This window comes from Micromonospora sp. NPDC049139 (assembly GCF_055586845.1).
Window position 1 is genome coordinate 1 of record NZ_JBVJHK010000022.1, and the last position, 24,476, is coordinate 24,476.

At 74.3% G+C, this 24,476-nt stretch carries 22 protein-coding genes and 1 pseudogene; 11 read left to right on the forward strand and 12 right to left on the reverse strand.

Annotation, left to right across the window (positions count from 1 at the left end):
* Both ACZ6Q9_RS28555 and ACZ6Q9_RS28560 read right to left on the reverse strand, forming a co-directional pair.
* A pseudogene (locus tag ACZ6Q9_RS28555) lies at positions 1 to 134 on the reverse strand (C39 family peptidase); the annotation flags it as partial.
* Between the two features lie 483 nt (positions 135 to 617).
* On the reverse strand, positions 618 to 2,345 hold the full coding sequence (locus ACZ6Q9_RS28560) for a beta-N-acetylhexosaminidase (RefSeq protein WP_393459601.1): 1,728 nt from the start codon (positions 2,343 to 2,345) through the stop codon (positions 618 to 620).
* A 315-nt stretch (positions 2,346 to 2,660) separates the two neighbouring features.
* Between ACZ6Q9_RS28560 and ppdK the strand changes: the two genes are divergently transcribed.
* Positions 2,661 to 5,369, forward strand: a complete 2,709-nt coding sequence (ppdK, locus tag ACZ6Q9_RS28565; RefSeq protein WP_396829143.1) for a pyruvate, phosphate dikinase — start codon at positions 2,661 to 2,663, stop codon at positions 5,367 to 5,369.
* Between the two features lie 85 nt (positions 5,370 to 5,454).
* Here ppdK and ACZ6Q9_RS28570 read toward each other — a convergent pair whose 3' ends face one another.
* Positions 5,455 to 5,940: a roadblock/LC7 domain-containing protein gene (locus ACZ6Q9_RS28570; protein WP_393459596.1), complete on the reverse strand. Its 486-nt coding sequence runs from the start codon at positions 5,938 to 5,940 to the stop codon at positions 5,455 to 5,457.
* Between the two features lie 194 nt (positions 5,941 to 6,134).
* Here ACZ6Q9_RS28570 and ACZ6Q9_RS28575 point away from each other — a divergent pair, with 194 nt between their 5' ends.
* From ACZ6Q9_RS28575 to ACZ6Q9_RS28600, 6 genes are all read left to right on the forward strand, one after another.
* Positions 6,135 to 6,488 (forward strand): VOC family protein, encoded by a 354-nt coding sequence (locus tag ACZ6Q9_RS28575; RefSeq protein ID WP_393263292.1) that lies wholly within the window; start codon positions 6,135 to 6,137, stop codon positions 6,486 to 6,488.
* Positions 6,478 to 7,791: a deoxyguanosinetriphosphate triphosphohydrolase gene (locus ACZ6Q9_RS28580; protein ID WP_396829144.1), complete on the forward strand. Its 1,314-nt coding sequence runs from the start codon at positions 6,478 to 6,480 to the stop codon at positions 7,789 to 7,791. Before ACZ6Q9_RS28575 ends, ACZ6Q9_RS28580 begins: the two co-directional genes overlap by 11 nt.
* 10 nt (positions 7,792 to 7,801) lie before the next feature.
* Positions 7,802 to 8,638 (forward strand): siderophore-interacting protein, encoded by an 837-nt coding sequence (locus ACZ6Q9_RS28585; protein ID WP_393459590.1) that lies wholly within the window; start codon positions 7,802 to 7,804, stop codon positions 8,636 to 8,638.
* An 89-nt stretch (positions 8,639 to 8,727) separates the two neighbouring features.
* A complete protein-coding gene (locus ACZ6Q9_RS28590) occupies positions 8,728 to 10,365 on the forward strand; it encodes a BCCT family transporter (RefSeq protein ID WP_393459587.1) in 1,638 nt (545 codons plus the stop codon).
* Between the two features lie 114 nt (positions 10,366 to 10,479).
* Positions 10,480 to 12,372 (forward strand): DNA primase, encoded by a 1,893-nt coding sequence (gene dnaG, locus ACZ6Q9_RS28595; RefSeq protein ID WP_363704864.1) that lies wholly within the window; start codon positions 10,480 to 10,482, stop codon positions 12,370 to 12,372.
* Positions 12,373 to 12,909 carry a hypothetical protein gene (locus ACZ6Q9_RS28600; protein ID WP_393263283.1) on the forward strand — a complete coding sequence of 179 codons (537 nt, stop codon included), beginning with the start codon at positions 12,373 to 12,375 and terminating at the stop codon, positions 12,907 to 12,909.
* Positions 12,910 to 12,918: 9 nt separating this feature from the next.
* On the opposite strand, the gene ACZ6Q9_RS28605 is transcribed toward ACZ6Q9_RS28600, so the two are convergent.
* From ACZ6Q9_RS28605 to ACZ6Q9_RS28625, 5 genes are all read right to left on the reverse strand, one after another.
* Positions 12,919 to 13,887, reverse strand: a complete 969-nt coding sequence (locus ACZ6Q9_RS28605) for a TAXI family TRAP transporter solute-binding subunit (protein WP_396829145.1) — start codon at positions 13,885 to 13,887, stop codon at positions 12,919 to 12,921.
* A complete protein-coding gene (locus ACZ6Q9_RS28610) occupies positions 13,884 to 14,276 on the reverse strand; it encodes a roadblock/LC7 domain-containing protein (protein WP_393263279.1) in 393 nt (130 codons plus the stop codon). Before ACZ6Q9_RS28610 ends, ACZ6Q9_RS28605 begins: the two co-directional genes overlap by 4 nt.
* On the reverse strand, positions 14,273 to 16,681 hold the full coding sequence (locus ACZ6Q9_RS28615) for a sensor histidine kinase (RefSeq protein ID WP_396829146.1): 2,409 nt from the start codon (positions 16,679 to 16,681) through the stop codon (positions 14,273 to 14,275). The genes ACZ6Q9_RS28610 and ACZ6Q9_RS28615 overlap by 4 nt, the downstream gene beginning before the upstream one ends.
* A gap of 70 nt (positions 16,682 to 16,751) precedes the next feature.
* On the reverse strand, positions 16,752 to 17,771 hold the full coding sequence (locus tag ACZ6Q9_RS28620) for a TAXI family TRAP transporter solute-binding subunit (RefSeq protein ID WP_393459578.1): 1,020 nt from the start codon (positions 17,769 to 17,771) through the stop codon (positions 16,752 to 16,754).
* A complete protein-coding gene (locus ACZ6Q9_RS28625; protein ID WP_396829183.1) occupies positions 17,768 to 19,909 on the reverse strand; it encodes a TRAP transporter permease in 2,142 nt (713 codons plus the stop codon). The genes ACZ6Q9_RS28620 and ACZ6Q9_RS28625 overlap by 4 nt, the downstream gene beginning before the upstream one ends.
* A 434-nt stretch (positions 19,910 to 20,343) precedes the next feature.
* On the opposite strand from ACZ6Q9_RS28625, the gene ACZ6Q9_RS28630 reads away from it, so the two are divergent.
* Positions 20,344 to 21,276 (forward strand): ABC transporter ATP-binding protein, encoded by a 933-nt coding sequence (locus tag ACZ6Q9_RS28630; RefSeq protein ID WP_393263273.1) that lies wholly within the window; start codon positions 20,344 to 20,346, stop codon positions 21,274 to 21,276.
* 103 nt (positions 21,277 to 21,379) lie between these two features.
* The gene (locus tag ACZ6Q9_RS28635; protein ID WP_396829147.1) at positions 21,380 to 21,919 is read left to right on the forward strand and encodes a hypothetical protein; all 540 of its coding nucleotides are present in this window, start codon (positions 21,380 to 21,382) and stop codon (positions 21,917 to 21,919) included.
* Between the two features lie 56 nt (positions 21,920 to 21,975).
* Here ACZ6Q9_RS28635 and ACZ6Q9_RS28640 read toward each other — a convergent pair whose 3' ends face one another.
* Positions 21,976 to 22,221, reverse strand: coding sequence for a flavin reductase (locus ACZ6Q9_RS28640; RefSeq protein WP_393459575.1), 246 nt, complete (start codon positions 22,219 to 22,221; stop codon positions 21,976 to 21,978).
* Positions 22,221 to 22,439 carry a hypothetical protein gene (locus ACZ6Q9_RS28645; RefSeq protein WP_393459572.1) on the reverse strand — a complete coding sequence of 73 codons (219 nt, stop codon included), beginning with the start codon at positions 22,437 to 22,439 and terminating at the stop codon, positions 22,221 to 22,223. Before ACZ6Q9_RS28645 ends, ACZ6Q9_RS28640 begins: the two co-directional genes overlap by 1 nt.
* A gap of 229 nt (positions 22,440 to 22,668) precedes the next feature.
* On the opposite strand from ACZ6Q9_RS28645, the gene ACZ6Q9_RS28650 reads away from it, so the two are divergent.
* Both ACZ6Q9_RS28650 and ACZ6Q9_RS28655 read left to right on the forward strand, forming a co-directional pair.
* Positions 22,669 to 23,457: a helix-turn-helix domain-containing protein gene (locus ACZ6Q9_RS28650; protein WP_466021446.1), complete on the forward strand. Its 789-nt coding sequence runs from the start codon at positions 22,669 to 22,671 to the stop codon at positions 23,455 to 23,457.
* Positions 23,448 to 23,636, forward strand: a complete 189-nt coding sequence (locus tag ACZ6Q9_RS28655) for a DUF397 domain-containing protein (RefSeq protein WP_393459566.1) — start codon at positions 23,448 to 23,450, stop codon at positions 23,634 to 23,636. The genes ACZ6Q9_RS28650 and ACZ6Q9_RS28655 overlap by 10 nt, the downstream gene beginning before the upstream one ends.
* A gap of 116 nt (positions 23,637 to 23,752) precedes the next feature.
* On the opposite strand, the gene ACZ6Q9_RS28660 is transcribed toward ACZ6Q9_RS28655, so the two are convergent.
* Both ACZ6Q9_RS28660 and ACZ6Q9_RS28665 read right to left on the reverse strand, forming a co-directional pair.
* Positions 23,753 to 24,091, reverse strand: coding sequence for a hypothetical protein (locus ACZ6Q9_RS28660; protein ID WP_396829149.1), 339 nt, complete (start codon positions 24,089 to 24,091; stop codon positions 23,753 to 23,755).
* Positions 24,088 to 24,405 carry a PadR family transcriptional regulator gene (locus tag ACZ6Q9_RS28665; RefSeq protein ID WP_350712258.1) on the reverse strand — a complete coding sequence of 106 codons (318 nt, stop codon included), beginning with the start codon at positions 24,403 to 24,405 and terminating at the stop codon, positions 24,088 to 24,090. Before ACZ6Q9_RS28665 ends, ACZ6Q9_RS28660 begins: the two co-directional genes overlap by 4 nt.
* Positions 24,406 to 24,476 lie beyond the last annotated feature (71 nt).

Consider the following 24,476-nt stretch of genomic DNA (forward strand, 5'->3'; position numbering starts at 1 on the left):
TGGTTCTGGGTGGCGGGCTTGGTGTCGGTGGTGGGGGCGGCGTGGGCGGCGGTGACGGGGCCGGCGATGGCGCCGCCGGTGAAGGCGAGGCCGGCGGCGGTCAGGGCGGCCTTACGGATCAGATCGGTACGCATGATGGTGTGCACCTTTCGATCGGGGGTGTGCGGCGCGCACGGGGGGACGGCGTGCCGCGAGAGGGGGAGGTCAGAACGGATCGCTCCGGCGGCGGGGCCTGCTCGGGGCGTCCGGGGTGTCTCAACGACCCGGGCCGGCGACGCATTCCGCCGGTCGTTCGGGCCGCCGCGGCGCGGGGGAGTGCCGCGGGTATGCCATGTTCAACGACCCGGGCCCGCCGACGATTCCGCCGCCGGGGTGGCGCCGGCCACGGGACGGGCCGCACGTGGTGGCGACATCCGGGGCATATCGGGCGGCGGGAACCGGACATGCGGGACAGGTGGCGCAGGTCGTCGGGGTCGCCGAATGGCCGTCGACAGCCGCCCGACAGGACGTAGGGCGCAGTCGGGGCCGCCGCCCGTCAGGACATCGGGGCGCAGCCGGGGCCGCCGCGCCGGCGGGTCCGCCACCATGCGGTTGGCGGGCCCGCCGGGCGTGCGACGTCAGGCGGACGGGGCGGGCGCCCCTTCGGGGCCGCGCTGGGTGGGGATCGCCGCCGGGGACGCGGCCGGAGCCGGCTGCTCCGCCGGCCAGGGCACCTCCGGGGCGGCGTGGAAGGCGATGCCGGCGGCGGACCAGCGCGGGCCGTGCCCGGCCAGCCGGTCGCGGAACCCGGCCCAGTCGTGCGCCGTCCGCGGGGACCAGCCCAGCTCGGCGATCGCGGGCAGCCGGGGGAAGAACATGAACTCGACCTCGGCCCGCGAGGTGACCGACTCGGTCCACAGCGGCGCCTCCACCCCGAGCACCGCGTCGGCGGGGACGCCGGCCACGTGGGCGGCGGGGTCCCAGTCGTACGCCCGGCGGACGTCGATGAGGCCCGCCCAGTCGTGCCCGATGGGGGTGTCGGGGGCGTACTTCATGTCGAGGTAGGCGTGGTTGCCGGGGGAGAGGATCAGCCGGGCGCCCCGGCGGACGGCGTCCGCGGTGACCGGGTCCTCGCCCGTCGTCCCCCACCACTGGAGCACCCGCCCGTCGGCGTGCCCGGCGGGCGCGATCTGGTGCCAGCCGACCACCGTCTTGCCGGTGTCGGCGACGATCCGCTGGACGCGCTCGACGAAGGCGGCGTACGCGTCGGGGAGCACCTTGAACGCCTCGTCGCCGCCGATGTGCAGCCACGGCCCGGGGGTGAGTGCGGCGATCTCGCCGAGCACGTCGGTGACGAACTCGTACGTCCGCTCGCTGGCCGGGTCGACGTAGCTGAAGCCGACCTCGGTGCCGGTGTACGGCGGCGGCGCGACCCGGTCCGGCGCCAGCTCCCCGTACGCGGTCAGTGCCGCGTGGGTGTGCCCCGGCAGGTCGATCTCCGGCACCACGGTGATGTGCCGCTGCGCCGCGTAGGCCACGATCCGGCGGTAGTCGTCGCGCGTGTAGTGCCCGCCGGGGCCGTCGCCCACCTCGAACGCCCCGCCGACCGTCGCCAGCCGGGGCCACGAGTCGACCGCGATCCGCCAGCCCTGGTCGTCGGTGAGGTGCAGGTGCAGGTGGTTGAGCTTGTAGCGGGCCAGGTGGTCGATCACCCGGAGCACGTCCGGGACGCCGAAGAAGTGCCGGGCCACGTCGAGCATCGCCCCCCGGTAGGCGAACCGGGGGCGGTCGGTGATCGAGCCGCCCGGCAGCGCCCAGCGCTCGGCGACCGGCGTGGGGCTCTCGATCGCCGCCGGCAGGAGCTGCCGCAGCGTCTGCGTGCCGAAGAAGAGCCCGGCCGGGGTGGCGGCCTCGATGCGTACCCCGTCGGGTGTCACGTCGAGCCGGTAGCCCTCCGCGCCGAGGTCGTCGGCGTCGACCAGCGCCAGCGCGATGCCGCCGGCCGGCTCCGGCCGGGTGGCGTCGGCGACCGGCAGCGGGTAGCCGGTGGCCGGCCGGAGCAGGGCGGCGAGCTGCTCGCCGACGGCCCGGACGGCGTCGTCGGCGTTCACCCGGACGGCCGATTCGGCGGTGAGGACGAAGTCGGCGGCCGGGTCGGGCGCGACCAGCTCGGGGGCGGGCACCACGTCGCCCAGCCGGACCGGGGTGGGCGGGGCGAGCAGGTCGCCGGCGGTCCGGGCCGCCGCCCGGGCCAGGTCGGCGGCGGCGGGCGCGTGGGCCGGCAGGTCGAGGTGCCCGGGCGCCGGGTCGTCCGGCCCGGTGGCGGACGGGTCGAGCGGCTCCGAGGCGGTGGGAACGGATGGCACGGCGATGGCTCCCCGGGGGTGTATTCGCGGCTGTTATGGCAAAGGTGAGGTTCACCGAAATGCGTGCCGTCAAGAGTACGAGGGAGGGGCCGGAGTTGCGTGATCGTGCTCGTGGAAGCGTTCCCAAAAACCGGTACGAACGCGGATAGTCGTGATGGCTGTGCCTATTGTCACCGAACGGCCCCGGGTCACGCGATGTTCGCTTAGCCTTCGCCCACCAGCCGGGATGGCATCGGGATTACCGGTGGTCCGCCCCGGGGTATGGAGCAACTGAACCTTCGTTAAGTGTCGGACCGGCGCGCGTGGGAGGCTCTGGTGGCAGCGCAAGAGACGGTGGAACACAAGTACGTCTACGACTTCGCCGAGGGCAACAAGGACCTGAAGGACCTGCTCGGCGGCAAGGGGGCCAACCTGGCCGAGATGACCAACCTCGGCCTGCCGGTCCCGCCGGGCTTCACCATCACCACCGAGGCCTGCAAGGCGTACCTCGCCACCGGTGAGGAGCCCGACGGGCTGGCCGACCAGATCGCCGCGCACCTGGCGTCGCTGGAGCAGGCGATGGGCAAGCGCCTCGGCGACCCGCAGGACCCGCTGCTCGTCTCCGTCCGCTCCGGGGCCAAGTTCTCCATGCCGGGCATGATGGAGACCGTCCTCAACGTCGGCCTCAACGACCGCAGCGTGGTCGGGCTGAGCGCCCAGGCGGACGGGAACGACCGGTTCGCCTGGGACTCGTACCGCCGACTGATCCAGATGTTCGGCAAGACCGTCTGCGAGGTGCCGGGCGAGGAGTTCGAGCACGCGCTGGACGACGCCAAGCGTGCCAAGGGCACCCGGAACGACCTCGACCTCGACGCGGACGACCTGCGCGGGCTGGTCGACGCGTACAAGAGGATCTTCCTCAAGCACACCGGCCGGGAGTTCCCGCAGGAGCCGCGCGAGCAGCTCGACCTGGCCATCCGCGCGGTCTTCGAGTCGTGGAACGCCGAGCGCGCGGTGGTCTACCGGCGGCAGGAGCGGATCCCGGCCGACCTCGGCACCGCGGTCAACGTGGTGGCGATGGTCTTCGGCAACCTCGGTTCGGACTCCGGCACCGGCGTCGCGTTCACCCGCGACCCTGCCAGCGGCGCGCAGGGCATCTACGGCGACTACCTGGCCAACGCCCAGGGCGAGGACGTGGTCGCCGGCATCCGCAACACCGTGCCGTTGCAGGAGCTGGAGAAGCTCGACAAGAAGTCCTACGACGAGCTGCTCAGTTACATGGCCCGGCTGGAGGGCCACTACAAGGACCTCTGCGACATCGAGTTCACCATCGAGCGCGGCAAGCTCTGGATGCTCCAGACCCGGGTCGGCAAGCGCACCGCCGCGGCTGCCTTCGTCATCGCCGGACAACTGGTCGACGAGGGCCTGATCGACCTCGACGAGGCGCTGCACCGGGTCAACGGCGCGCAGCTCGCCCAGCTGATGTTCCCGCGCTTCCAGCTCGACCACGAGTTCCAGCCGGTCGCCAAGGGCATCGGCGCCTCCCCGGGCGCGGCGGTGGGCAAGGTCGTCTTCACCTCCGCCCGCGCGGTCGAGCTGGCCGCCGAGGGAGAGGACGTGATCCTGGTCCGCCGGGAGACCAACCCGGACGACCTGAACGGCATGATCGCCGCCAAGGGCATCCTCACCTCGCGGGGTGGCAAGACCAGCCACGCCGCCGTGGTGGCCCGGGGCATGGGCAAGACCTGCGTCTCCGGCGCGGACGAGCTGGAAATCAACATCCCGCAGCGGAAGTTCACGGTCGCCGGGCAGACCGTCACCGAGGGCGACGTCGTCAGCATCGACGGCACCACCGGCAAGGTCTACCTCGGCGAGGTGCCGGTCATGCCGTCGGAGGTGGTCCAGTACTTCGAGGGCAGCCTCGACCCGGAGCACATCGACAACGCCCTGGTCCGGGCCGTACACCGGATCATGTCGCACGCCGACGCCGCGCGCCGGCTGACCGTCCGGACGAACGCCGACACCGCCGCGGACGCCGCCCGGGCCCGGCGCTTCGGCGCGCAGGGCATCGGGCTCTGCCGCACGGAGCACATGTTCCTCGGCGACCGGCGCGAGCTGGTCGAGCGACTGATCCTGGCCCGCGACGAGACCGAGCGGGAGGCCGCGCTGGGCGCGCTGCTGCCGTTGCAGCGGGCCGACTTCGTGGAGATCTTCCGGGAGATGGACGGGCTGCCGGTCACCGTCCGGCTGATCGACCCGCCGCTGCACGAGTTCCTGCCCCCGCTGGAGCAGCTCGCGGTCAACGTGGCGGTCGCCCAGGAGCGTGGCGAGGACGTGGCCCAGGAGGAGGCGCTGCTCGCCGCCGTCCGCCGCATGCACGAGCAGAACCCGATGCTGGGCCTGCGCGGCGTACGCCTCGGTCTGGTCATCCCCGGCCTGTTCGCGATGCAGGTCCGGGCGATCGTGGAGGCCGCGGTCGAGTGCGCGAAGAGCGGCGTGACGCCGCGCCCGGAGATCATGGTGCCGCTGGTCGGGGCGGTGCAGGAGCTGGAGACGGTCCGCGCCGAGGCCGAGCGGATCATCGCCGAGGTGACCCGGGAGCAGCCGGTCGAGGTGCTGATCGGCACGATGATCGAGGTGCCCCGGGCGGCGCTGACCGCCGGCCAGATCGCCGAGGCGGCGCAGTTCTTCTCCTTCGGCACCAACGACCTGACCCAGATGGGCTGGGGCTTCTCCCGGGACGACGTGGAGGGCGCGTTCTTCTGGCGCTACCTGGAGTTGGGCATCTTCGGCATCTCGCCGTTCGAGTCGATCGACCGGGACGGCGTGGGTCGGCTGGTCCGGATTGCCGCGGAGGAGGGCCGGGCGGCCCGGCCGGAGCTGAAGCTCGGCGTCTGCGGCGAGCACGGCGGCGACCCGGACTCGGTGCACTTCTTCCACGAGGTGGGCCTGGACTACGTGTCCTGCTCGCCCTTCCGGGTGCCCGTCGCCCGGCTGGAGGCCGGCCGCGCCGCGGTGGAGACGGACGGCTCCGACAGCCGCTGACGCGGGGACGTACGGCAGACCGGCGGCGGACCCGGGGGAGCGGATCCGCCGCCGCGACCGCATCGTCGGTCGGCTCCCGCGTGGCTCAGATCGGCGGGCGGCGCCAGGTGTGGGGGGTGACGCGCCGGGGCAGGGTGCCCCTGGAGGTGCGGGCCGCGAGCAGGGAGTGCGCCTCCGGTACCGGCGTCACCCCGATCGGCCGGCGGGTGTCCAGCACCGAGCCGGCGCGCCGGGCCACCGCCCGGGCGTCGGCGTGCAGCGCCTCCAGGTCGGCGGCGCCGTCGGCGACCAGCGTCAGCAGGGCGTTGCGCCCGGCCGGGTAGGTGACCACCGCGCCGGCCGCGGTGCGGAGCACCGATTCCCGGAACTCCCCGTGCCGCACGGTGTCGGCCACCCGGTGGCCGAGGCCGAAACTCGCCGCCGCGAGCGCCGCCAGGTGCGTGGCGTCCGTCGCCGGCAGGTCGCTGGAGATCAGCAGGCCGTCGGTGCCGGCCAGCACCGTGCCCGCCACCTCGGGGCGGCGTAGGCGTAGCCCCTGCAACTCCGTTCCCATCATCGTGTCCGCGTTCACGGGTGTCACTCCCACCGTCGGGCCCTCAGTCTGGTCACGTTCCGCTCCGGGAACGCTACCGCCGGCCATGCCGGACCGAGGTCCCGTAACGGTCGGCGATCGGCCGACAACTCTCGTCTGAACGGAGGTTGCGGGCCCGTCCGGCGCGCGCCAGCGGCGAGCCGTTCGGGCCGTCCGGGCGTAACCTGATCGGCATGAGCAGCGCCTGGGAGAGCCTGACCGTCGACGCCCGGGACCCGGCCCGGCTCGCCCGCTGGTGGGCCGAGGCACTGGGCTACCAGGTGGTGGCCGAGCAGCCGGACGGGGTGGAGATCCGCCGGTCCGCCGACCGGCTGCCGGGCATCACCTTCGTGCCCGTCGCCGACGACAAGGAGACCAAGAACCGGCTGCACATCGACCTGCGCCCAGACGACCAGGAGGCCGAGGTCGAGCGGCTGGTCGACATGGGCGCCCGGCACGTCGACATCGGCCAGGGCGACGTCGAATGGACCGTGCTCGCCGACCCGGAGGGCAACGAGTTCTGCGTGCTGCGGCAGCGTGCGGACTGAGCGTCCCGGGCCGGACGACCCGGACACGGCCCGCTGGGTCGGCGAGCCGCCGAAGGACACCGGGTACGGGCGGTCGGCGTACGAGCGGGACCGGGCCCGGGTGCTGCACTCGGCGGCGTTCCGGCGGCTCGCCGCGAAGACCCAGGTGCACACGGCCGGCACCGACGACTTCCTGCGGACCCGGTTGACCCACTCGCTGGAGGTCGCGCAGATCGCCCGGGAGATGGGCGCCCGGCTGGGCTGCGACCCGGACGTGGTGGACACCGCCGGGCTCGCCCACGACCTGGGGCACCCGCCGTTCGGGCACAACGGCGAGGACGCGCTGGACGTGCTGGCCGCCGGGTGCGGCGGCTTCGAGGGCAACGCGCAGACGCTGCGGGTGCTGACCCGGCTGGAGGCGAAGGTGGTCGCCCCGGACGGCACGTCCGCCGGCCTCAACCTGACCCGCGCCTCGCTCGACGCGGTCAGCAAGTACCCGTGGCCCCGACGTCCGGACCAGCGCAAGTTCGGTGTGTACGCCGACGACCTGCCAGTATTCGCCTGGCTGCGTGCCGGCGGCCCGGGCGACGACCGGCGTTGCCTGGAGGCGCAGGTGATGGACTGGGCCGACGACGTCGCGTACTCGGTGCACGACGTCGAGGACGGCATCCACGGCGGGTACGTGACGCTGCGCCCACTGCTGGACGACCCCGACGAGCGGGCCGCGCTCTGCGCCGACGTCGCGGCCACCTACTCCGGCGAGTCCCCGGCCGACCTCGACGAGGTGCTGCGGGAGTTGCTCGACGATCCCGTGCTCGCCCCGCTGGCCGGCTACGACGGCAGCCACCGCGCGCTGGCCGCGCTCAAGGCGACCACCAGCGTGCTGACCGGCCGCTTCGTCTCGACCGTCGTGGCGGCCACCGAGGAGCGGTACGGTCCCGGCCCGCACCGCCGGTACGCCGCCGATCTGGTGGTGCCCCGGCGGATCCGGGCGCGGTGCGCGCTGCTCAAGGGCATCGCCCTGCGGTACGTGATGCGCCGCCCCGGCGCCGAGGGCCGCTACCGGCGGCAGCAGGAGGTGCTGGCCGACCTGGTGCACGCCCTGGCCGGCCGGGCGCCGGACGCGCTGGACCCGGTCTTCGCCCCACTCTGGCGGGCCGCGCCGGACGACGCCGCCCGGCTCCGGGTGGTGATCGACCAGGTCGCCTCGCTCACCGATCCGGCGGCCGTGGCCTGGCACGCGCGGCTGGCGCCCGGCTCCGGGCGCGCCCGGGGCGCGCCCGGCGGAGGGGCGGGAATGGGCGACCCGACGTACTTAGGTTAGCCTAACCAGCATGACGGAGCGCCCGAAGAAGGTCACGTCCGCCCGGGTACTGCGCACCGAGCGGCCCACCCCCCACCTGATCCGGCTCGTGCTCGGCGGGGAGGAGTTGACCGGCCTGCCGGTGGGCGAGTTCACCGACCACTACATCAAGATCGTGTTCCCGGTGCCGGGGGTCGACCACCCGAGCCCGATGGACCTCGCCGCGATCCGCCGTGACCTGCCCCGGGAGCAGTGGCCCCGGCTGCGCGCGTACACGGTGCGGGCCTGGGACGCGCTGGTCGGGGAGCTGACCGTCGACGTCGTGCACCACGGCGACGAGGGGCTCGCCGGGCCGTGGGCGGCCGCGCTGCGCCCCGGCGACCCGGTGCACTTCGTCGGCCCCGGCGGCGCGTACGCCCCGAGCCCGGACGCCGACTGGCACCTGCTGGTCGGCGACGAGAGCGCGCTGCCGGCGATCGCCGCCGCCCTGGAGCGGCTGCCGGCCGACGCCCCGGCCGTCGCGTTCGTCGAGGTCGCCGACCCGGCCGAGGAGCAGCGGCTGGCCAGCCCGGGTGCGGTGCGCCTGACCTGGCTGCACCGGGGCGGGCGCCCGGTCGGGGAGGCCCTGGTCGCGGCGGTCCGCGACCTGGAGTTCCCGCCCGGCGAGGTGCACGCCTTCGTCCACGGCGAGGCGGCCTTCGTGAAGGAACTGCGCCGCCTGCTCCGCGTCGAGCGTGGCGTCCCCCGCGACCGGCTCTCCATCTCCGGCTACTGGCGCCGTGGCATGGACGACGAGGGCTGGCGTGCCAGCAAGCCCGAGTGGAACCGCCAGGTCGAGGCCGAGGAGTCCGCCGCCGTCCCCGCCTGAGTGGCCCTCCCGGGCACCCCGGGAGCGGGCGTTCGCCCGATATCGCCGTGTGTCGCCCCCGTGCCCAGCAGGATGGGCGGGGGGTGAGCATGAGCGAGCAGGTGCGGGACCGGCCGCAGGCCGTGGGCCGGGTCGACCCGGTGGTGCTGGTGCTCAGCGTCGGCGGCGTGCTGGCCGTGGTGGCCTGGGGCGTGCTGGGCCGGGGGTCCCTGGCCGGCTTCGGTGAGTCCGGCCTGGGCTGGGTGATCAGCACCTTCGGCTGGTTCTTCGTGGTGGCCGCCGACGCCTTCCTGGTGCTCTCGGTGGTCATCGCCGCGACGAAGTTCGGCCGGATCCGGCTCGGCGCCGACGAGGACGAACCGGAGTTCAGCACCCTCGCCTGGGTCTCGATGATGTTCAGCACCGGCATGGGGATCGGCCTGGTCTTCTACGCCGTCGCCGAGCCGATCGAGCACTACGCCGCGCCGCCCCCGGCCAGCGGCGTCGCGCCGAACACCGGGGCGGCCGGGGCGGTGGCGATGCAGTACACGCTCTTCCACTGGACGCTGCACCCGTGGGCGATCTACGCGGTGGTGGCGCTCGCGCTGGCGTACTCGACGTTCCGCAAGGGGCGGGAGAACCGCATCTCGGCGGCGTTCCAGCCGCTGCTCGGCGCGCGGGTGGACGGCCCGGTGGGCCGGGTGATCGACCTGCTGGCCGTCTTCGCCACCGTCTTCGGCTCGGCCACCAGCCTCGGCCTCGGCGCTCTCCAGGTCGCCGCCGGGCTGGACCTGGTCACCCCCGTGCCGGACAGCACGGTGGTCGAGCTGGTGGTGATCGCCGCCCTCACCCTGGCCTTCGTCGTCTCCGCCTTCTCCGGCCTGCACAAGGGCATCAAGTGGCTGTCCACCACCAACGTGGTGCTCGCCGTCGCGCTGATGGTCTTCGTGTTCGTGGCCGGCCCGACCATCTACGCGCTGGAGGTGCTGCCCGCGTCGGTCGGCGACTACCTCAGCCACCTGATCACCATGTCCACCCGTACCGGCGCGTTCTCCGACCCGGCCTGGCTGGGCAACTGGACGATCTTCTACTGGGCGTGGTGGATCTCCTGGGCCCCGTTCGTCGGCATCTTCATCGCCCGGATCTCCCGGGGCCGCACCGTCCGGCAGTTCGTCGTCGGCGTGCTGCTGGTGCCCAGCGGGGCCAGCGTGGTCTGGTTCGCGGTGATGGGCGGCAGCGCCCTGCGGGTGCAGGCCACCGGCGCCCGGGACCTGGTCGCCGACGTCGGCGCGGGCACCGAGCGGGCGCTCTTCGGCCTGCTCGAGGCCCTGCCCCTGGCGGGCCTGACCACCCTGCTGGCGATGGTGCTGGTCGCGCTCTTCTTCGTCACCGGCGCCGACTCCGCCGCGCTGGTGCTCGGCTCGCTGACCTCCCGGGGCGCGCTGCGCCCGCACCGGGCGCTGGTCGTGGTCTGGGGCGTGCTGATCGGCGCGGTGGCCGCGGTGCTGCTGCTGGTCGGCGGGCTGGACGCGCTGCAACAGGCGACCATCCTGGTCGCGCTGCCGTTCGTGGTGGTCATGCTCGGCCTGGCCGTCGCGCTGGTCCGGGACATGGCCCTGGACCCGGCGGTCAACCCGCCGCCCCGGGTCCGCCGCTACGGCCTGGCCGCGGCGATCCGCGCCGCCCGGTCGTACGAGGAGGAGGACCCGCCGCCGGTGCGGCGCTACCTGCGGCGCCGGCCGCGGTGACCGGCGCGGCCCGCCCGGGGTGAGGCGGTCGCGCCGGCGGAACCGCCGAGGTGGCGGCGGTGGTCGCCACACCCGGCGTCCCCCGGCCGCGCGCCGCCGGTCGGGCAGGGCAGGATGTACGGCGAGGGGGTGGCGGACATGGCTGGGCGGATCCGGGACGAGGACATCGCGCTGGTCCGGGAGCGCAGCTCGATCGCCGACGTCATCTCGGAGACGGTGACGCTGAAGTCGGCCGGCGGCGGCAACCTCAAGGGGCTGTGCCCGTTCCACGACGAGAAGAGCCCCTCGTTCAACGTCTCGCCCGCCCGCAACGTCTGGTACTGCTTCGGCTGCGGCGCCGGCGGCGACGCGATCAAGTTCCTGATGGACGCCGAGCACCTCAGCTTCGTCGAGTCGGTGGAGCGGCTCGCCGCCCGGGCCGGGATCCAGCTGCGCTACGTCGAGGGCGACTCCGCCGCGCCGCGGCCCCGCCCGCAGCAGGGGCAGCGGCAGCGCCTCGTCGCCGCGCACGCCGCCGCCGTGGAGTTCTACCGCGCCCAGCTCACCACGGCCGGCGCGCGCCCGGCCCGGGAGTTCCTGGCCCGCCGCGGCTTCGACCGGGCCGCCGCCGAGCGCTACGGCTGCGGGTTCGCCCCGGACGCCTGGGACCTGCTCACCAAGCACCTGCGCCAGCAGGGCTTCACCCACGACGAGCTGGTCACCGGCGGGCTGTCCCGGCCGTCGCGCTCCGGCACGCTGATCGACCGGTTCCGGCGGCGGCTGATGTGGCCGATCCGCGACATCACCGGCGACGTCATCGGCTTCGGCGCCCGCAAGCTCTTCGAGGACGACGACGGCCCGAAGTACCTGAACACCCCCGAGACGCCGATCTACAAGAAGTCGCACGTCCTCTACGGCATCGACCAGGCCAAGCGGGAGATCGCCAAGCAGGGCAAGGTGGTCGTGGTCGAGGGCTACACCGACGTGATGGCCTGTCACCTGGCGGACGTCCCGACGGCGGTGGCGACCTGCGGCACGGCGTTCGGCGCGGACCATATCGGCGTGCTGCGCCGGGTGCTCTTCGACAGCGACGAGCGAGCCGGCGAGATCATCTTCACCTTCGACGGGGACGCCGCCGGCCAGAAGGCCGCGCTGCGGGCCTTCGAGGACGACCAGCGTTTCGTCGGGCGCACCTTCATCGCGGTCAGCCCCGACAACATGGACCCGTGCGACCTGCGCCTGGCCAAGGGCGACATGGCGGTCCGCGACCTGGTCGCCCGCCGCGAGCCGCTGGTCGACTTCGCGCTGCGGCACGTCATCAGCCGGTACGACCTCGACACCGTCGACGGCCGGGTGGAGGCGATGCGCCGGGCCGCGCCGCTGGTGGCCAAGATCAAGGACCGGGAGAAGCGCCCGGAGTACGTCCGCAAGCTCGCCGGCGACCTCGGCATGGAGATCGAGCCGGTGCAGCGGGCCGTGCTCGCCGCCGCGTCCGCCCCGCCCGGTCGGGACACCCCGCCGCCGGCCCGCCCCGCCCCGGCCGAGCCGGTCGTCGACAACCCGCAGTCGATGGTCGAGCGGGAGGCGCTGAAGCTCGCCCTCCAGGAGCCGGTGCTGGCCGGGCCGATGTTCGACGCGGTCGAGGCGTCGGAGTACCGCCATCCCGTGCACGTGGCGGTGCGGGCGGCCGTCGCGGCCGTCGGCGGGGCCGCCACGGCGACCGGCGGCGCGGTCTGGATCGAGTCCGTCCGCGACGCCTGCGAGGACCTCGCGGCCCGGGCGCTCGTCGGCGAGCTGGCCGTGGAGCCGCTGCGCATCGACGGCGACCCCGACCCGCGCTACGTCTCGGTCACGATCGCCCGGTTGCAGTGGGGCTCGGTGACCGGCCGGATCAGGGACCTGAAGTCCCGGATCCAGCGGATCAACCCGGTCAACAACAAGGACGAGTACTTCGCCGCCTTCGGCGAGCTGCTCTCGCTGGAGCAGCACGCCCGGGCATTGCGCGAGCAGGCCGCGGGAGGGCTGTAGATGGGACTGTTCCGCCGCAGGCCGAAGCTGCCGACGGCCGCCCGGCCGCCGCTGGCCCCCGACGAGCGGGTGCTCGCCTGGGCCGCGGCCGGCAACGGCGAGGGCGACGGCGTGGTGGTGGCCAGCAACCTCGGGCTCTGGCTGCCCGGCCGGGCGCACCGGCTGGGCTGGCACGACATCCTCAAGGCGGTCTGGTCCGGCCGGGAACTCACCGTCACGCCGGCCGAGCCGGTCGCCGAGCGCGACGGCTACCTGGTGGTGGCCGACTGCCCGGCCGAGACCTACCTGCTGCTCGACCCGGGCGAGCTGCCGCACCAGGTGCGGGAGCGGGTCACCCGCTCGGTGGCGTACACCCGGCACCACCCGGTCCCCGGCGGCGCCGGCCGGGTCGCCGCGCGGCGGGCGCCGGGCGTGGATGGCCTCACCTGGACGGTCCGCCTCGACCCCGGCACCCCGGCGGACGACCCCGACGTGCTCGCCGAGACCGACCGTCTCGTCGCCGCCGCCCGCGCCGCCACCACCCCGGCGGACGCCTGACCGGCGCGGTCACCCGCTCCGGTAGAAGCGGGCCGCCCCGGGGTGCAGCGGAATCGGGTCGGTGCCGGCGGCGCTCTGCCGGGTGAAGTTGCCGCCCTCCGGGTGTACGCCGACCAGGTCGGCCTGGTAGGTGAAGAGCAGCCGGGTCAGGTCGTACGCCAACTGGTCGGGCATGTCGGCGCCGACCAGGATCACGTTCGCCACCGTGACGGTCGGTGTGGCGCTCGTCGTGCGGTAGACCTCCTTCGGCAGCTCGGCGGTGGTGTAGACCGAGCCGTGCCGGGCGCCGAGCGGCTCGATGAGGTCGGCGATCGGCAGCAGCGCGAACGTCCCCGGGGCGCTGGAGAGCAGATCGGCGATGCCCGGCGTGGGCAGGCCGCCGGAGAAGAACATCGCGTCGAGCGTGCCGGCCCGCATCCGCTTGACCGTCTCCGGCAGCGACAGCGTGGCCCGGCGGACGTCCCGGTCCGGGTCGAGGCCGGCCGCCGTCAGCAGGCGCCCGGCGATGATGTCGGTGCCGGACTTCGGGGAGCCGGTGGACACCCGCTTGCCGCGCAGCCCCGACAGGGCGGTGATCTTCGCGTCGGCCCGGACGATCACATGGGTGTAGTTGCTGTAGACCCGGGCCAGCGCCCGGACGGGCTGGGGCTGGCCCTCGAAGGCCCCGCGCCCCCGCACCGCGTCCGCGGCCGTGTCGGCGAGGCTGAACGCGATCTCCATGTCGCCGCTGGCCAGCCGGTTGATGTTCTCCACCGACGCCCCGGTCGGCTCGGCCCGGGCCTCGTAGCCGGGCAGGTGGCGGCTGATCACGTCCGCGTAACCGCCGCCGAGCTGGTAGTAGACGCCGGTGGTGTTGCCGGTGGCGAGGAAGATGCGACCGTCGTGCCAGGGCTGCGGCCCGGCCTCGGACGTGCCGCAGCCGGCGGCGAGCAGGGCCGCCAGCAGGGCCGTCAGCAGCCGTCGGGGCCGTCCGGTCACGCCCGGACCGCCGGCTCCAGCGCCTCCGCCACCCGCTGGACCAGCATGGCGGTCTCGTAGCCGATCTGGCCCAGGTCGCAGCCGGGCGCGGCCAGCACCCCGACGAGCGCGCGCTCGCCCACCGCCATCACCAGCATCACCCCGCCGTCCATGTCGACGATCTGCTGGCGTACCCGGCCGGCGGACATCAGCCGCGCGGCGCCGACCGTCAGGCTGGCCAGGCCGCTGATCACGGCGGCGAGCTGGTCCACCTGGTCCGCCGCGAGGTCGGGGGAGGCCGCCAGCCGCAGCCCGTCGCCGGAGACGGCGAGGGCATGCGACACGTCCGGCACCTGCTCGGCGAAGTTGGCCAGCAGCCAGTCGAGGCCGGCGCTCGCGGATGGGGTCATGGGGTTCTCCTGGGGGGTGTCGTCTGCTGGGTACGTCGCGTCGCGGCGGCGACGCCCTCGGCGAGCGCGGACAGCCGGGAGCGCACCAACTCGGGGTCGAGCAGGTCGTCCTTCGGCGGCGGCGCGGGGGCGTCGTGCAGCGCGGCCGGGAGTTGGCCGCCCCGGGTGCGGCGGGGCAGCCCGACCCCGGTGGTGGAGGCCGGCGCCGGGCCCGGCGGGGGCGGCGCGGGAACGGAGACCGGCGGTGGCGGCGCGGTGGCGGGGCCGGCCGGCCGCGCCTTGAGCACCGGGAGCGCGACCGTCGGCGCGCGGTGGATGCCGGCCATGTCGGGCAGGGCGGCCGGGTCACCCGACTCGCCGGGCCGGGCGCCGGTCGACACGGGCGGGACGGCCCGGGTGGACGGTGGCCGGAACCAGGGGGCCGCGGCGGCGGGCTCCGGCGTACGCCGTTCCGGGGCGGGCCGCGGGGCGACCGACTCGACCCGGGTCAGCGCCGACTCCGGGATGTCCACCTGCGCGACGGTGCCCGCGCCGGTGGCGTACAGGTGCACCCGCACGCCGTGCCGGGCCGCCAGGTGGGACACCACGTGCAGGCCCATGCTGCCGGCGGCGGCGCTGGAGAGCATCGCGGGGACGCGCAGCCGCTCGTTGATCGCGGCGAGCCGGCCGTCGCTGATCCCGATGCCCCGGTCGTGCACGCGCAGCGTGAGCCCGTCGACGGTGCGCCGGCCGTCGACGTGCACCGGCGCGTCCGGCGGCGAGTAGACGGTGGCGTTCTCCAGCAGCTCGGCGAGGAGGTGGACCAGGTTGCCGACGGCGTCGCCGTGCACCGCGGCGGTGGGCACGTCGACCTCCACCCGGGGATACTCCTCGATCTCCGAGGCGGCCGCCCGGATCACGTCGGTCAGCAGGTGGGCGCCCTCGTGCGTGCGGCCGGGCTCGCCGCCGGCGAGGACCAGCAGGTTCTCCCCGTTGCGCCGCATCCGGGCGGCGAGGTGGTCCAGCGCGAAGAGCCGGGCCAGGGCGTCCGGGTCGGTCTCCTCGCGTTCGAACTCGTCGAGCAGGCGTAGCTGCCGGGTGATCAGGGTGCGGATCCGCCGGGCCAGCGCCTCGACCATCCGGGTCACGTCCATCCGCAGCTCGGCCTGCTCGCCGGCCAGCCGCAGCGCGGCCCGGTTCACCGTGTCGAACGCCTGGGCGACCTGGGCGACCTCGTCCCGGCCCTGCCGGATGCCGGCCGTGAGCCGGGTGGCCGCGCCCTCGGTCTGCGTACCGTCGCCGGCCGCGATCGCGGTGATCCGCTCCGGCAGTTCGCGGTGGGCCATGGTGAGCGCCGCGACCCGCAGCCGGCGCAGCCGGCGGCTGGTGCGCACGGCGAGCAGCACGGCGGCGGTCAGCGACGCCAGCGCGACGGCGGTGGTCGCGCCACCGGTGACCAGGGCCCGCCGCCGCGCGTCCCGGGCCAGGCCGGCGGCCTGACGGTCGAGTTCCTCGGACAGCTCCCGGCCGAGCAGGTTGTAGCGGCGGATGGCGCCGCTCTGGGCCACGTACCAGGCGTCGCCGTCGGTGCGCAGCCCGCCCGGTTCGGTCTCCGCGTTGAGCGCGCTGTCCCGCATCCGCCGCGCCGTGGAGACGTCGGTGCCGGTCACCAGCCGGGCGTACGCGTCCGCCGACCGCCCGCCGGCGATCCGGGAGAACTCGGCCTGGCGCTGCTCCTGCGCGCCGCGCAACTGGCCGAGGCGGACCAGTTCCCCGTCCGCCAGCGCGCCCCGCACGAAGACGGTGCGGAGCAGGTCGCGTTCCAGGGCGGCGAGGTGTTCCTGGGCGGCCACCGCCGCCACCTCCCGGGCCCCGTTGGCCAGGTCCCGGTCGCGGACCTGGGCCGGCAGCGCGTCGGCGACAGCGAGCAGCGACTCGACCAGCGCCAGGTAGGTCGGGTCGGCGGTGGTGGCGTTGAGCGCGGCCTGGCGGGCCGGGGCGAGCTGGCCGAGCTGCGCGTCGGCGCCGTCGAGCACCTGGCCGAGGTCCGGGGCGGCCCGGCGGGCGTCCCGGCTGGCGCCGCGGTAACGCTCCACGGAGGTGTCGACCCGCCGCCGCTGCGCCTCGACGAGGGGACGGCCGGTCGAGCCGCCCCGCTGGCGCAGGGCCGCCGTCTCGCCGAGTTCGCGCTCCAGCTCGTGCACCAGGCGCACGGTGGCCGTCGCGGTGCCGGCGAGCACCCGGGCGCGGTCCGCGTCGGCGGAGGCGTCCAGCGCGGTGGCGGTCTGGGTGGCCCCCAGCACCACCAGACCGACCGTGGCCACCAGGATCGGCGCGAGCAGCTGGGTGCGTACCGACCACAGCCGGTCGGTGTGGTCGGTGGGCCGGTGGTGCCGGCGCACACCGGCGGGGTCGGGAAGCGACACGCGGGCCTTCCGGGGTGGGTCGGGAGGGTGCCGGGCCCGGGCGGGACGCCCCGGACCCGGCACCGACGGATCAGCTCGCGCCGAGGTCCTGCAACGCCTTGGCCGCGCCGCGGTGCAGCGGCACGGGGTCGGTCTTGCGGGCGGTGTCGAGGCTGATGCCCTTGGCCGCCGGGTTGGCCTGGGCCAGCGCGTCCTTCCTGTCGAACACCGTCCGGGTGATCGCGCAGGCCACGTTCGCGTTGAGGTCCTTGCGGACCAGCAGCACGTTCGGCACCACGATGGTCGGGGTGTCCGCCGCCGTCTGGTAGACGTCCGCCTTGATGGTCCCCGCCTGGTACGCCGGGTTGAGTTCGGCCATCTTGGGCAGCAGCGGGGTGATGTCGAGGAACTTCACCTTGTCGCCGGCCGTGGTGAACAGGTCGGTCACGCCGCCCGTGGGCACCCCGCCCGACCAGAAGAAGCCGTCGATGCTGCCGTCCTTGACGCCCTCGACGGTCTTGGTCAGGTCGAGCCGCTGCGCCTGGATGTCCTTGGCCGGGTCGAGGCCGGCGGCCTCCAGCAGGCGGTTGGCGATGACCTCGGTGCCGGACTTGGGGGAGCCCGTCGAGATCTTCTTGCCCTTCATGTCGGCGACCGAGTTGATCCCCGCGTCGGCCCGGACGACGACCTGCGTGTAGTTGTCGTAGATCCGGGCGAGCGCCTCGACCGGCTGCGGGGCGGTGAAGCTGCCCTTGCCCTGCACCGCGTTGACCGCCGTGTCGAACAGCGAGAAGGCGACGTCGTACTGGCCGCCGACGAGCTGCTCGACGTTCTGCACCGACGCGCCGGTCTCGGCGGCGGTGCCGCTCAGCTTGCCGTCGGTCGCCCCGGAGAGTTGGCCGGCGAGGGCGTTGCCGACCACGTAGTAGACGCCGGTGGCGTTGCCGGTGGCGATGCCGACCCGGGTGCTCTCGGTGACCTTGCAGGTGATCTCGCTGGCGGCGTCGTCCTTGGTGGCGCCGTCCTGACGGCCCCCGCAACCGGCGGCGCCCGCCGCGACGAGCGCCAGCGTGCCCACCCCCGCGGCGATCCGCACGTTGATCCGTCTCACTGTTTCTCCTCCCCATGGGTGACCGTTGCACCTGCTGACGGCACGCCGGTCGGGCCGGCGGTGCCGCGTCTGACGAGCACACCCGCCACCATGACGGCAGCCAGGGCGGCGCCGACGGCGATGGGTACGGGTTCGAGCCAGAGCAGCGTCAGCCCGGCGAGCGCGCCGAGGATCCGCTCCGGCGTGCCGGCCGGGCCGACGCCGGGCAGCCAACCGCCCGCCGCCACCGCCAGCACGGCGACGCTGAGGGCGGCCACCGCCCCCGCCACGGCGATCCGCTGCGCGCCCCCGATGCCGAGCAGCCCGAGGCCCGTCGGCGTGACCACGAAGGCGAGCGGGATGAGGTAGGCCGGCAGGGCGTACCGCAGGGTCTGCCACATGGTCGGCACCAGCCGGCCGCCGGTCACGGCGGCGGCGGCCACGGCGGCGAGCGCGGTCGGCGGGGAGGCCTCGGACAGGACCGCGAAGTAGAAGACGAACATCGCCGCGGCCGGGGCCGTGACGCCCAGGTCCAGCAGGGCCGGACCGATGATCACCCAGCCGATCACGAAGGACGCGGTGACCGGCACGGCCAGCCCGAGCAGGGTGAGGGCGACGGCGGCGAGGAGCGCGGTGAGCGCCAGCACCACGGCCGGCTCCGAGCTGACGGCCTTTGCCCCGCTGACCAGCAGCGCCGCGGCCTGCGGACCGAGGCCGGTCTTGGTGGTGGTGGCGGTGATGATGCCCGCCGCGGCGCAGACCGCGCTCACCGCGAGCACCCCGCGCACGCCGGCGCTCAGGGCGGTCAGCAGCCGGGCCGGGGTGAGCCGGTGCCGCCGGTCCAGGAAGGACAGCACCGCGGCCAGGACGGTGGCCACCACGACGGCCCGGGTCGCGGAGAAGCCCACGGCCAGCAGCACGACGATCGCGAGCAGCGACAGGAAGTGGTAGCCGAACCGGCCCAGCAGCCGCCACGGGGAGGCGGTGTCGAGCACCACCGGGCGCACCCCCGAGCGCCGGGCGTCGATCTCGACCGCGAGCAGGATGCCGAGGTAGTACAGCACCGTCGGGACGGTGGCCCAGCCGAGCACCTGGAGGTACGACACGCCCAGGTACTCGGCGATGATGAAGGCCGCCGCGCCGAGGGTGGGCGGGGACAGGATCGCCCCGACGCCGGCCGCGGCGAGCATGCCGCCCGCGCGCTCCGGCGGGTAGCCGGCCCGGCGCAGGACGGGCCAGGTGACGGCGCCGATGCTGACGGTCGTCGCCGCGCCCGAGCCGGAGACGGTGCCGAGCAGGAAGCCCGAGGCGACGGCCGTGCGGCCGGCCGCCGTCCGGGAGCGCCGGAAGGCGGCGGCGGAGAGTTCGACGAAGAACCGCCCGGCTCCGGAGAGGTCCAGCACCGCGCCGTAGATGGTGAACAGCACGATGTACGTCGCCGCGACGTCGAGCGGGGTGCCGTAGAAGCCGCTGTCGGAGTTGTAGAAGGCGTCGACGAGTTGCCCGAAGTCGAGGCCGGCGTGGGCCACCGGCCAGGACTGGGGCAGCAGCCCGCCGTAGTAGCCGTAGCCGAGGAAGACCAGGCAGACGGCCGGCAGGATCCACCCGGTGGTGCGCCGGCACGCCTCCAGCAGCAGGAGCAGCAACACGGTGCCCATGGCCACGTCGACCCCGACCAGCAGGCCCTGCCGGTCGAGGAAGGCGTCGTACCCGCCGCCGCCGTCGCCGAGGGGGACCGGCAGCACCGGGTAGAGGCAGCTCACCAGCGCCGCGGCGGCCAGCACCCAGTCGACCACGGTCGGGCCCCCGCCCCCGCCCTCGTCACGGTCGCCGGTGTCGGGCCGGCTCTCCCCGTCCGCTCGTCGGGCCCCGCGCCGCAGCCGCTCGGGCAGCCGCAGGTTCGCCGGGTACGCCAGGAAGACGACCGGCAGGACGCCGGCCAGGAAGATGACGAGGTAGAACTTGCTGCCCTGCGGAAGCGGGCTGAACACCTGCCAGAGAGCGAGCAGCGCGACCGCGAGCGTGGTGCCGGTGATCAGGACGCCGACCGGCCCGGAGAGGACCCGTCCCGGCTTCTCGTCCTCGAACTGGGCGGCGAGGTCGCGCGGATCGGCGCCGGCGGGACCCGTCTTGCCGGGCGGTTCCGGCGGCAGCGGCATCCGGTCCTCGTCCACGGTGGATCCCGGGCCCACGGAAGGTGGCTGTGGGGCGGGATCTCCGGAAGAACGTACTGGTGACACGAGGGGGCACGATACGCGAATTGCATACCTTAGGGAATATTGCCGGCCATGATTGCAGCCGGTAATGGTGGCGAGTGGACAATTACGCAGAGAAGCTGCGGTTGTGGTCGCCTTTTGATCGGAATGTGGACCGGAACGGGCGACAATGCGGAATGTCCGGCGGCGATTGAATCCATCTTGTCCACTATGATCCCGACAACGCCCTCCGGATCCTCCGCCCCGTCCACCGGCCGACGCGGGTACGCCCGCACCGGCGGCGCCGCGACGGAGAGTAGCGTCGTCGCTCTCCGTGCGCCCGCGTCCCGCCCGACAAACCGGTGGGACGTGTCGGACCGGGCGGTTAGGGTCGGGCGGTGACCACGCCTCAGCCACTCATCCGGGCGCGGGGGCTGGTGAAGCGGTTCGGCGACTTCACCGCCGTCGACGGCATCGACGTCGAGGTGCGCGCCGGTGAGGCCTTCGGCTTCCTCGGGCCCAACGGCGCCGGCAAGTCCTCCACCATGCGGATGATCGGGTGCATCTCTCCGCCCAGCGGCGGCGAGCTGCGCATCCTCGACATGGATCCTGTCCGCGACGGGCCGGCCATCCGGGCCCGCCTCGGCGTCTGCCCCCAGCTCGACAACCTCGACCCGGAGCTGACCGTCCGGGAAAACCTCACGACCTACGCGCGCTATTTCGGCATCCCCCGCCGGGTGGCCCGGGCCCGCTCCGCCGAACTGCTCGACTTCGTCCAGCTCACCGAGCGGGCCGACAGCAAGGTCGAGCCGCTCTCCGGGGGCATGAAGCGGCGGTTGACCATCGCCCGCGCGCTGGTCAACGAGCCCGAGATCGTGCTGCTGGACGAGCCGACGACCGGCCTCGACCCGCAGGCCCGGCACCTGGTGTGGGAGCGGCTGTTCCGGCTCAAGCAGCAGGGCGTCACGCTGGTGCTCACCACGCACTACATGGACGAGGCGGAGCAGCTCTGCGACCGCCTGGTCGTGATGGACGGCGGCCGGATCGTCGCCGAGGGCTCGCCCCGCGCGCTGATCGAGCGGCACTCCACCCGGGAGGTGGTGGAGCTGCGGTTCGCCGCCGAGTCGCAGGAGGCGTTCGCCGGCAAGCTCGACGGCCTGGGGGAGCGGGTCGAGGTGCTGCCCGACCGGATCCTGCTCTACGTCCACGACGGCGACGCGGCCGTGGCCGAGGTCGGCGCGCTGGGCCTGCACCCCGCCAACGTGCTGGTCCGGCGCAGCAGTCTGGAGGACGTCTTCCTCCACCTCACCGGCCGCACCCTGGTCGACTGAGTCGCTCCCCGGCGGCGTGGAGCCGTCGGCGTCCTGCGACTCGTTCCGTAGCATCGGCGGGCCGGCGGCATGCCGCCCGCCCGGCGACGAGCACGGGGGTCACATGTCGAGGTTGGAGTTCCAGTCCCGCCGGCAGGCCGGGCTGGGCGCGCTCTACCTGGGGGTCTTCGCCACCATCTGGTTCAGCGTGCCGGCCGCCGACCAACCGTTGCGGGCCCTGCTCGTCGTCGCCAGCGGCGCGGCGCTGCTCACCGCGGTGGCCGGAGCGGTCGTGGTGGCCCGGAGCCGGAGGGCGGTCGCCGTCGCCCGGGACCGCACCGCCGACCGCCGTTACCTGCTGATCGTCGTCGCCGAGTTCGCCGCCGCCGGGCTGGGTGCCGCCGTGCTCGGTCTCGCCGGCTGGTCGGAGTTCATCCCGGTGCTGGTCTGCGCCGTGGTGGGGCTGCACTTCTTCCCCCTCGTGCCGGTGCTGCGTGACCCGCTGCTGCGGCCCCTCGGCGTCGCCATGTGCGTCGTCGCGCTGGCCGGGCTGGTCACCGCACTCACCTCCGGGGTGGCGGCGGGCCTGGTCGTCGGCACCGGTGCCGGGCTGCTGCTGCTCGGCGCCGCCGTGCTGTCGCTGCTGCGGGCGGTCCGCGGCTGAGCGGCCCGCGCCCCGGCCTTGCGTGCCACCAGAGCTGATCCGATCGGCCGTGCTGGTCATCGCGCCCTCGCCCAGCTCAGGAAGCGGTCGGCCAGCCCGTCCGGCACGACCTGCCCGTTCACGTCGGCCAGGTCGCCCGTGGCCTCGTACATCAGCGCGCCGAGATAGATCAGCAGGCCCGTCCGGTTCTCGCGGTACTCGCCGAGCAGCGCCAGCCGGGCCGGGGAGCAGGGCCACGCGGCACCGCACACCCGGCAGCGCCAGGACGGGCGCGCCGCGACGTGCGGGCGGTAGCGCGGCATCAGCGCGGGCCCTCCTCGACCCGGCGCGGCGACGGTAGCCAGTGGCCGCCGTTCGCCCGCCACTCCTGCGCCCGGGTCAGCCGCCCCGGGCGTCCCGGGCCATCGGTCGGGAAGACCCCCGTCGGCGCGGTCGCCCACGCCGGTCGCGTGTTGGGCGTACGCCGGGGGAGCGCGGCGGGTGGCGTCGAGCGCCGGCAGCGCCAGAACCTGAGTCGCATGCGGTGAGCCTCCGTCGAGGTGGGAAGGGGGCGCCCCGGACCTCGTTGTCTCCGGGCGCCCCCGGCCTGGTTCCGCCCGCCGTCCGATCCCGTGAGCGGTTCCGCTGCGTGACAGTCTGGTGAGGATCCGACTACGGTGGGAGTTCCCGCGCGCCGACGACCAGGGCGTACGGCGGCCGTTCCCTGGCGGTACGAGGATGTACGGAGGCTGTCCGTGGAACGCTCGTCCATGCTGGACCACTTCGCGGAGGAGTTGCGGCTCGCCCGGGCCACCAGTGGCATGTCCCAGACCGCGCTGGCCGAGGCGCTGAGCTATTCGGGCGCCCTGGTCGCCAAGGTGGAGACGTGCGAGCGCCGGCCGAGCCTCGACTTCGCCCGCCGCTGCGACACCGTGTTCGGTGCGGACGGGCGCTTCGAGCGCATCCAGCGACGGATCAGCCGGGAGACCGTGGTGCCGTGGGTCCGCGACTGGACCGGGATCGAGGCGGAGGCGACGGCGCTGCGCTGGTTTGAACCGCTGTGCGTGCCGGGCCTGTTGCAGACCGAGGGGTATGCTCGTGCGCTGCTGACCGGTGCCGGCCTGTTCGCGCCCGACGAGATCGAGCAGCAGGTGTCGGCGCGCCTGGACCGCCAGGCCGTGCTCACCCTCGACCGGCCGCCACTGCTCACCGCCGTCGTCGACGAGCACGTGCTGCGCCGCCGGATTGGCGGGCCAGAGGTGATGAACGAGCAGCTTCGCCATCTCGTGAAGCTCGGCTCCACCCTGCCGCGGGTCCGAATCCAGGTCGTGCCGCTCTCCGCCGGTGCCTATGGTGGGGTCAACGGACCCTTCGTGATCGCCACCTCGCCGCACGGGGAGGATGTCGTCTACCTGGAGGGGCAACTCCACGGACAGGTGATCGACCGCGCTGAGTGCGTGCGGCAGATGGTCGACGTTTGGGAGTCGATCCGTGGTGAGGCACCATCGCAGCAGCAGTCCCTCGATCTGATGGCGGAAGTGGCGGAGACATGGACCTGACCGGCACCCGGTGGCGCAAGAGCACCCGCAGCAACGGCCAAGGTGGTGCGTGCGTGGAGGTAGCCGACAACCTGCCCGGCGTGGTGGCCGTACGCGATTCCAAGGACCCGGCCGGTCCGGTGTTGGCCTTCGACCCCGCCGCCTGGCGGGCGTTCGTCTCAGGCGTCGCCCGGCGGTAGCTCGCCCACCTGCCGGTCCCCGTGCCGCCGGCCTGGACGACGTGTTCACACACGTCGCCGCGCTACCCCGCACTACGGGCGCTGGTCCGGGCGGGTCCCTGGTGGAGCGTCGCCGGTCAGCCGACGATGAGCAGCCCGACGCCGGCCAGCAGGGTCGCGGTGAACACGGCGGCGAGGGTGGCGGCGCGACGGCGGGCGTGCGTGCCGCCGATCAGCTTCAGGGCAAGGGCGAGCGGGCCGATGGGTTGCATGGCGTGATGTCCTTTCGGGCTGGTGGCGGTGATCCGGACGGCGGCGCCGAGGATGCCCGCGGCGAGCCGGAGGGGTGACATGCCGAGTTCGGCGGCGCCGTGGACGTCCGCCTGCCACTGTTCGAGATGACGGACGCGGGAGGAACCGGGGAGCAGCGCGGCGGCGCAGCGCACGAGGGCGAGCGCGGCCCGGACGGGCGTCATCGTGCCTCCCGCAGCCGGGCCGGGCGGTGGTGAGTCGCCCGGGTGTCGGCCCGGGCGCAGACCCGCCGGGCGGCCACCGCTCCGTCGGCGGTGAGCTGGTACATCCGCCGCCGTGGGCCGCGGCGGTCGGTCTCGTCCTCCCAGTGCGAGGTCACCCAGCCGTTGCGCTCCAACCGTTCCAACAGCGGGTAGACGCTGCCGGACGGGCGCCCGGTGACCTTGATGATCTCCAGCCCCCAGCGTGGCCGGTCGCTGTCGACCAGCACCCGCAGGACGTCGACCGTCGCCGCACCGATGCGTCCGAGTGGCTCCACGAGGTCAAGGCTACCTATGTAGATTAAGCCTGTCCAGTGAATGGAGAGACCCCGCTCGGAGCGGAAACTGC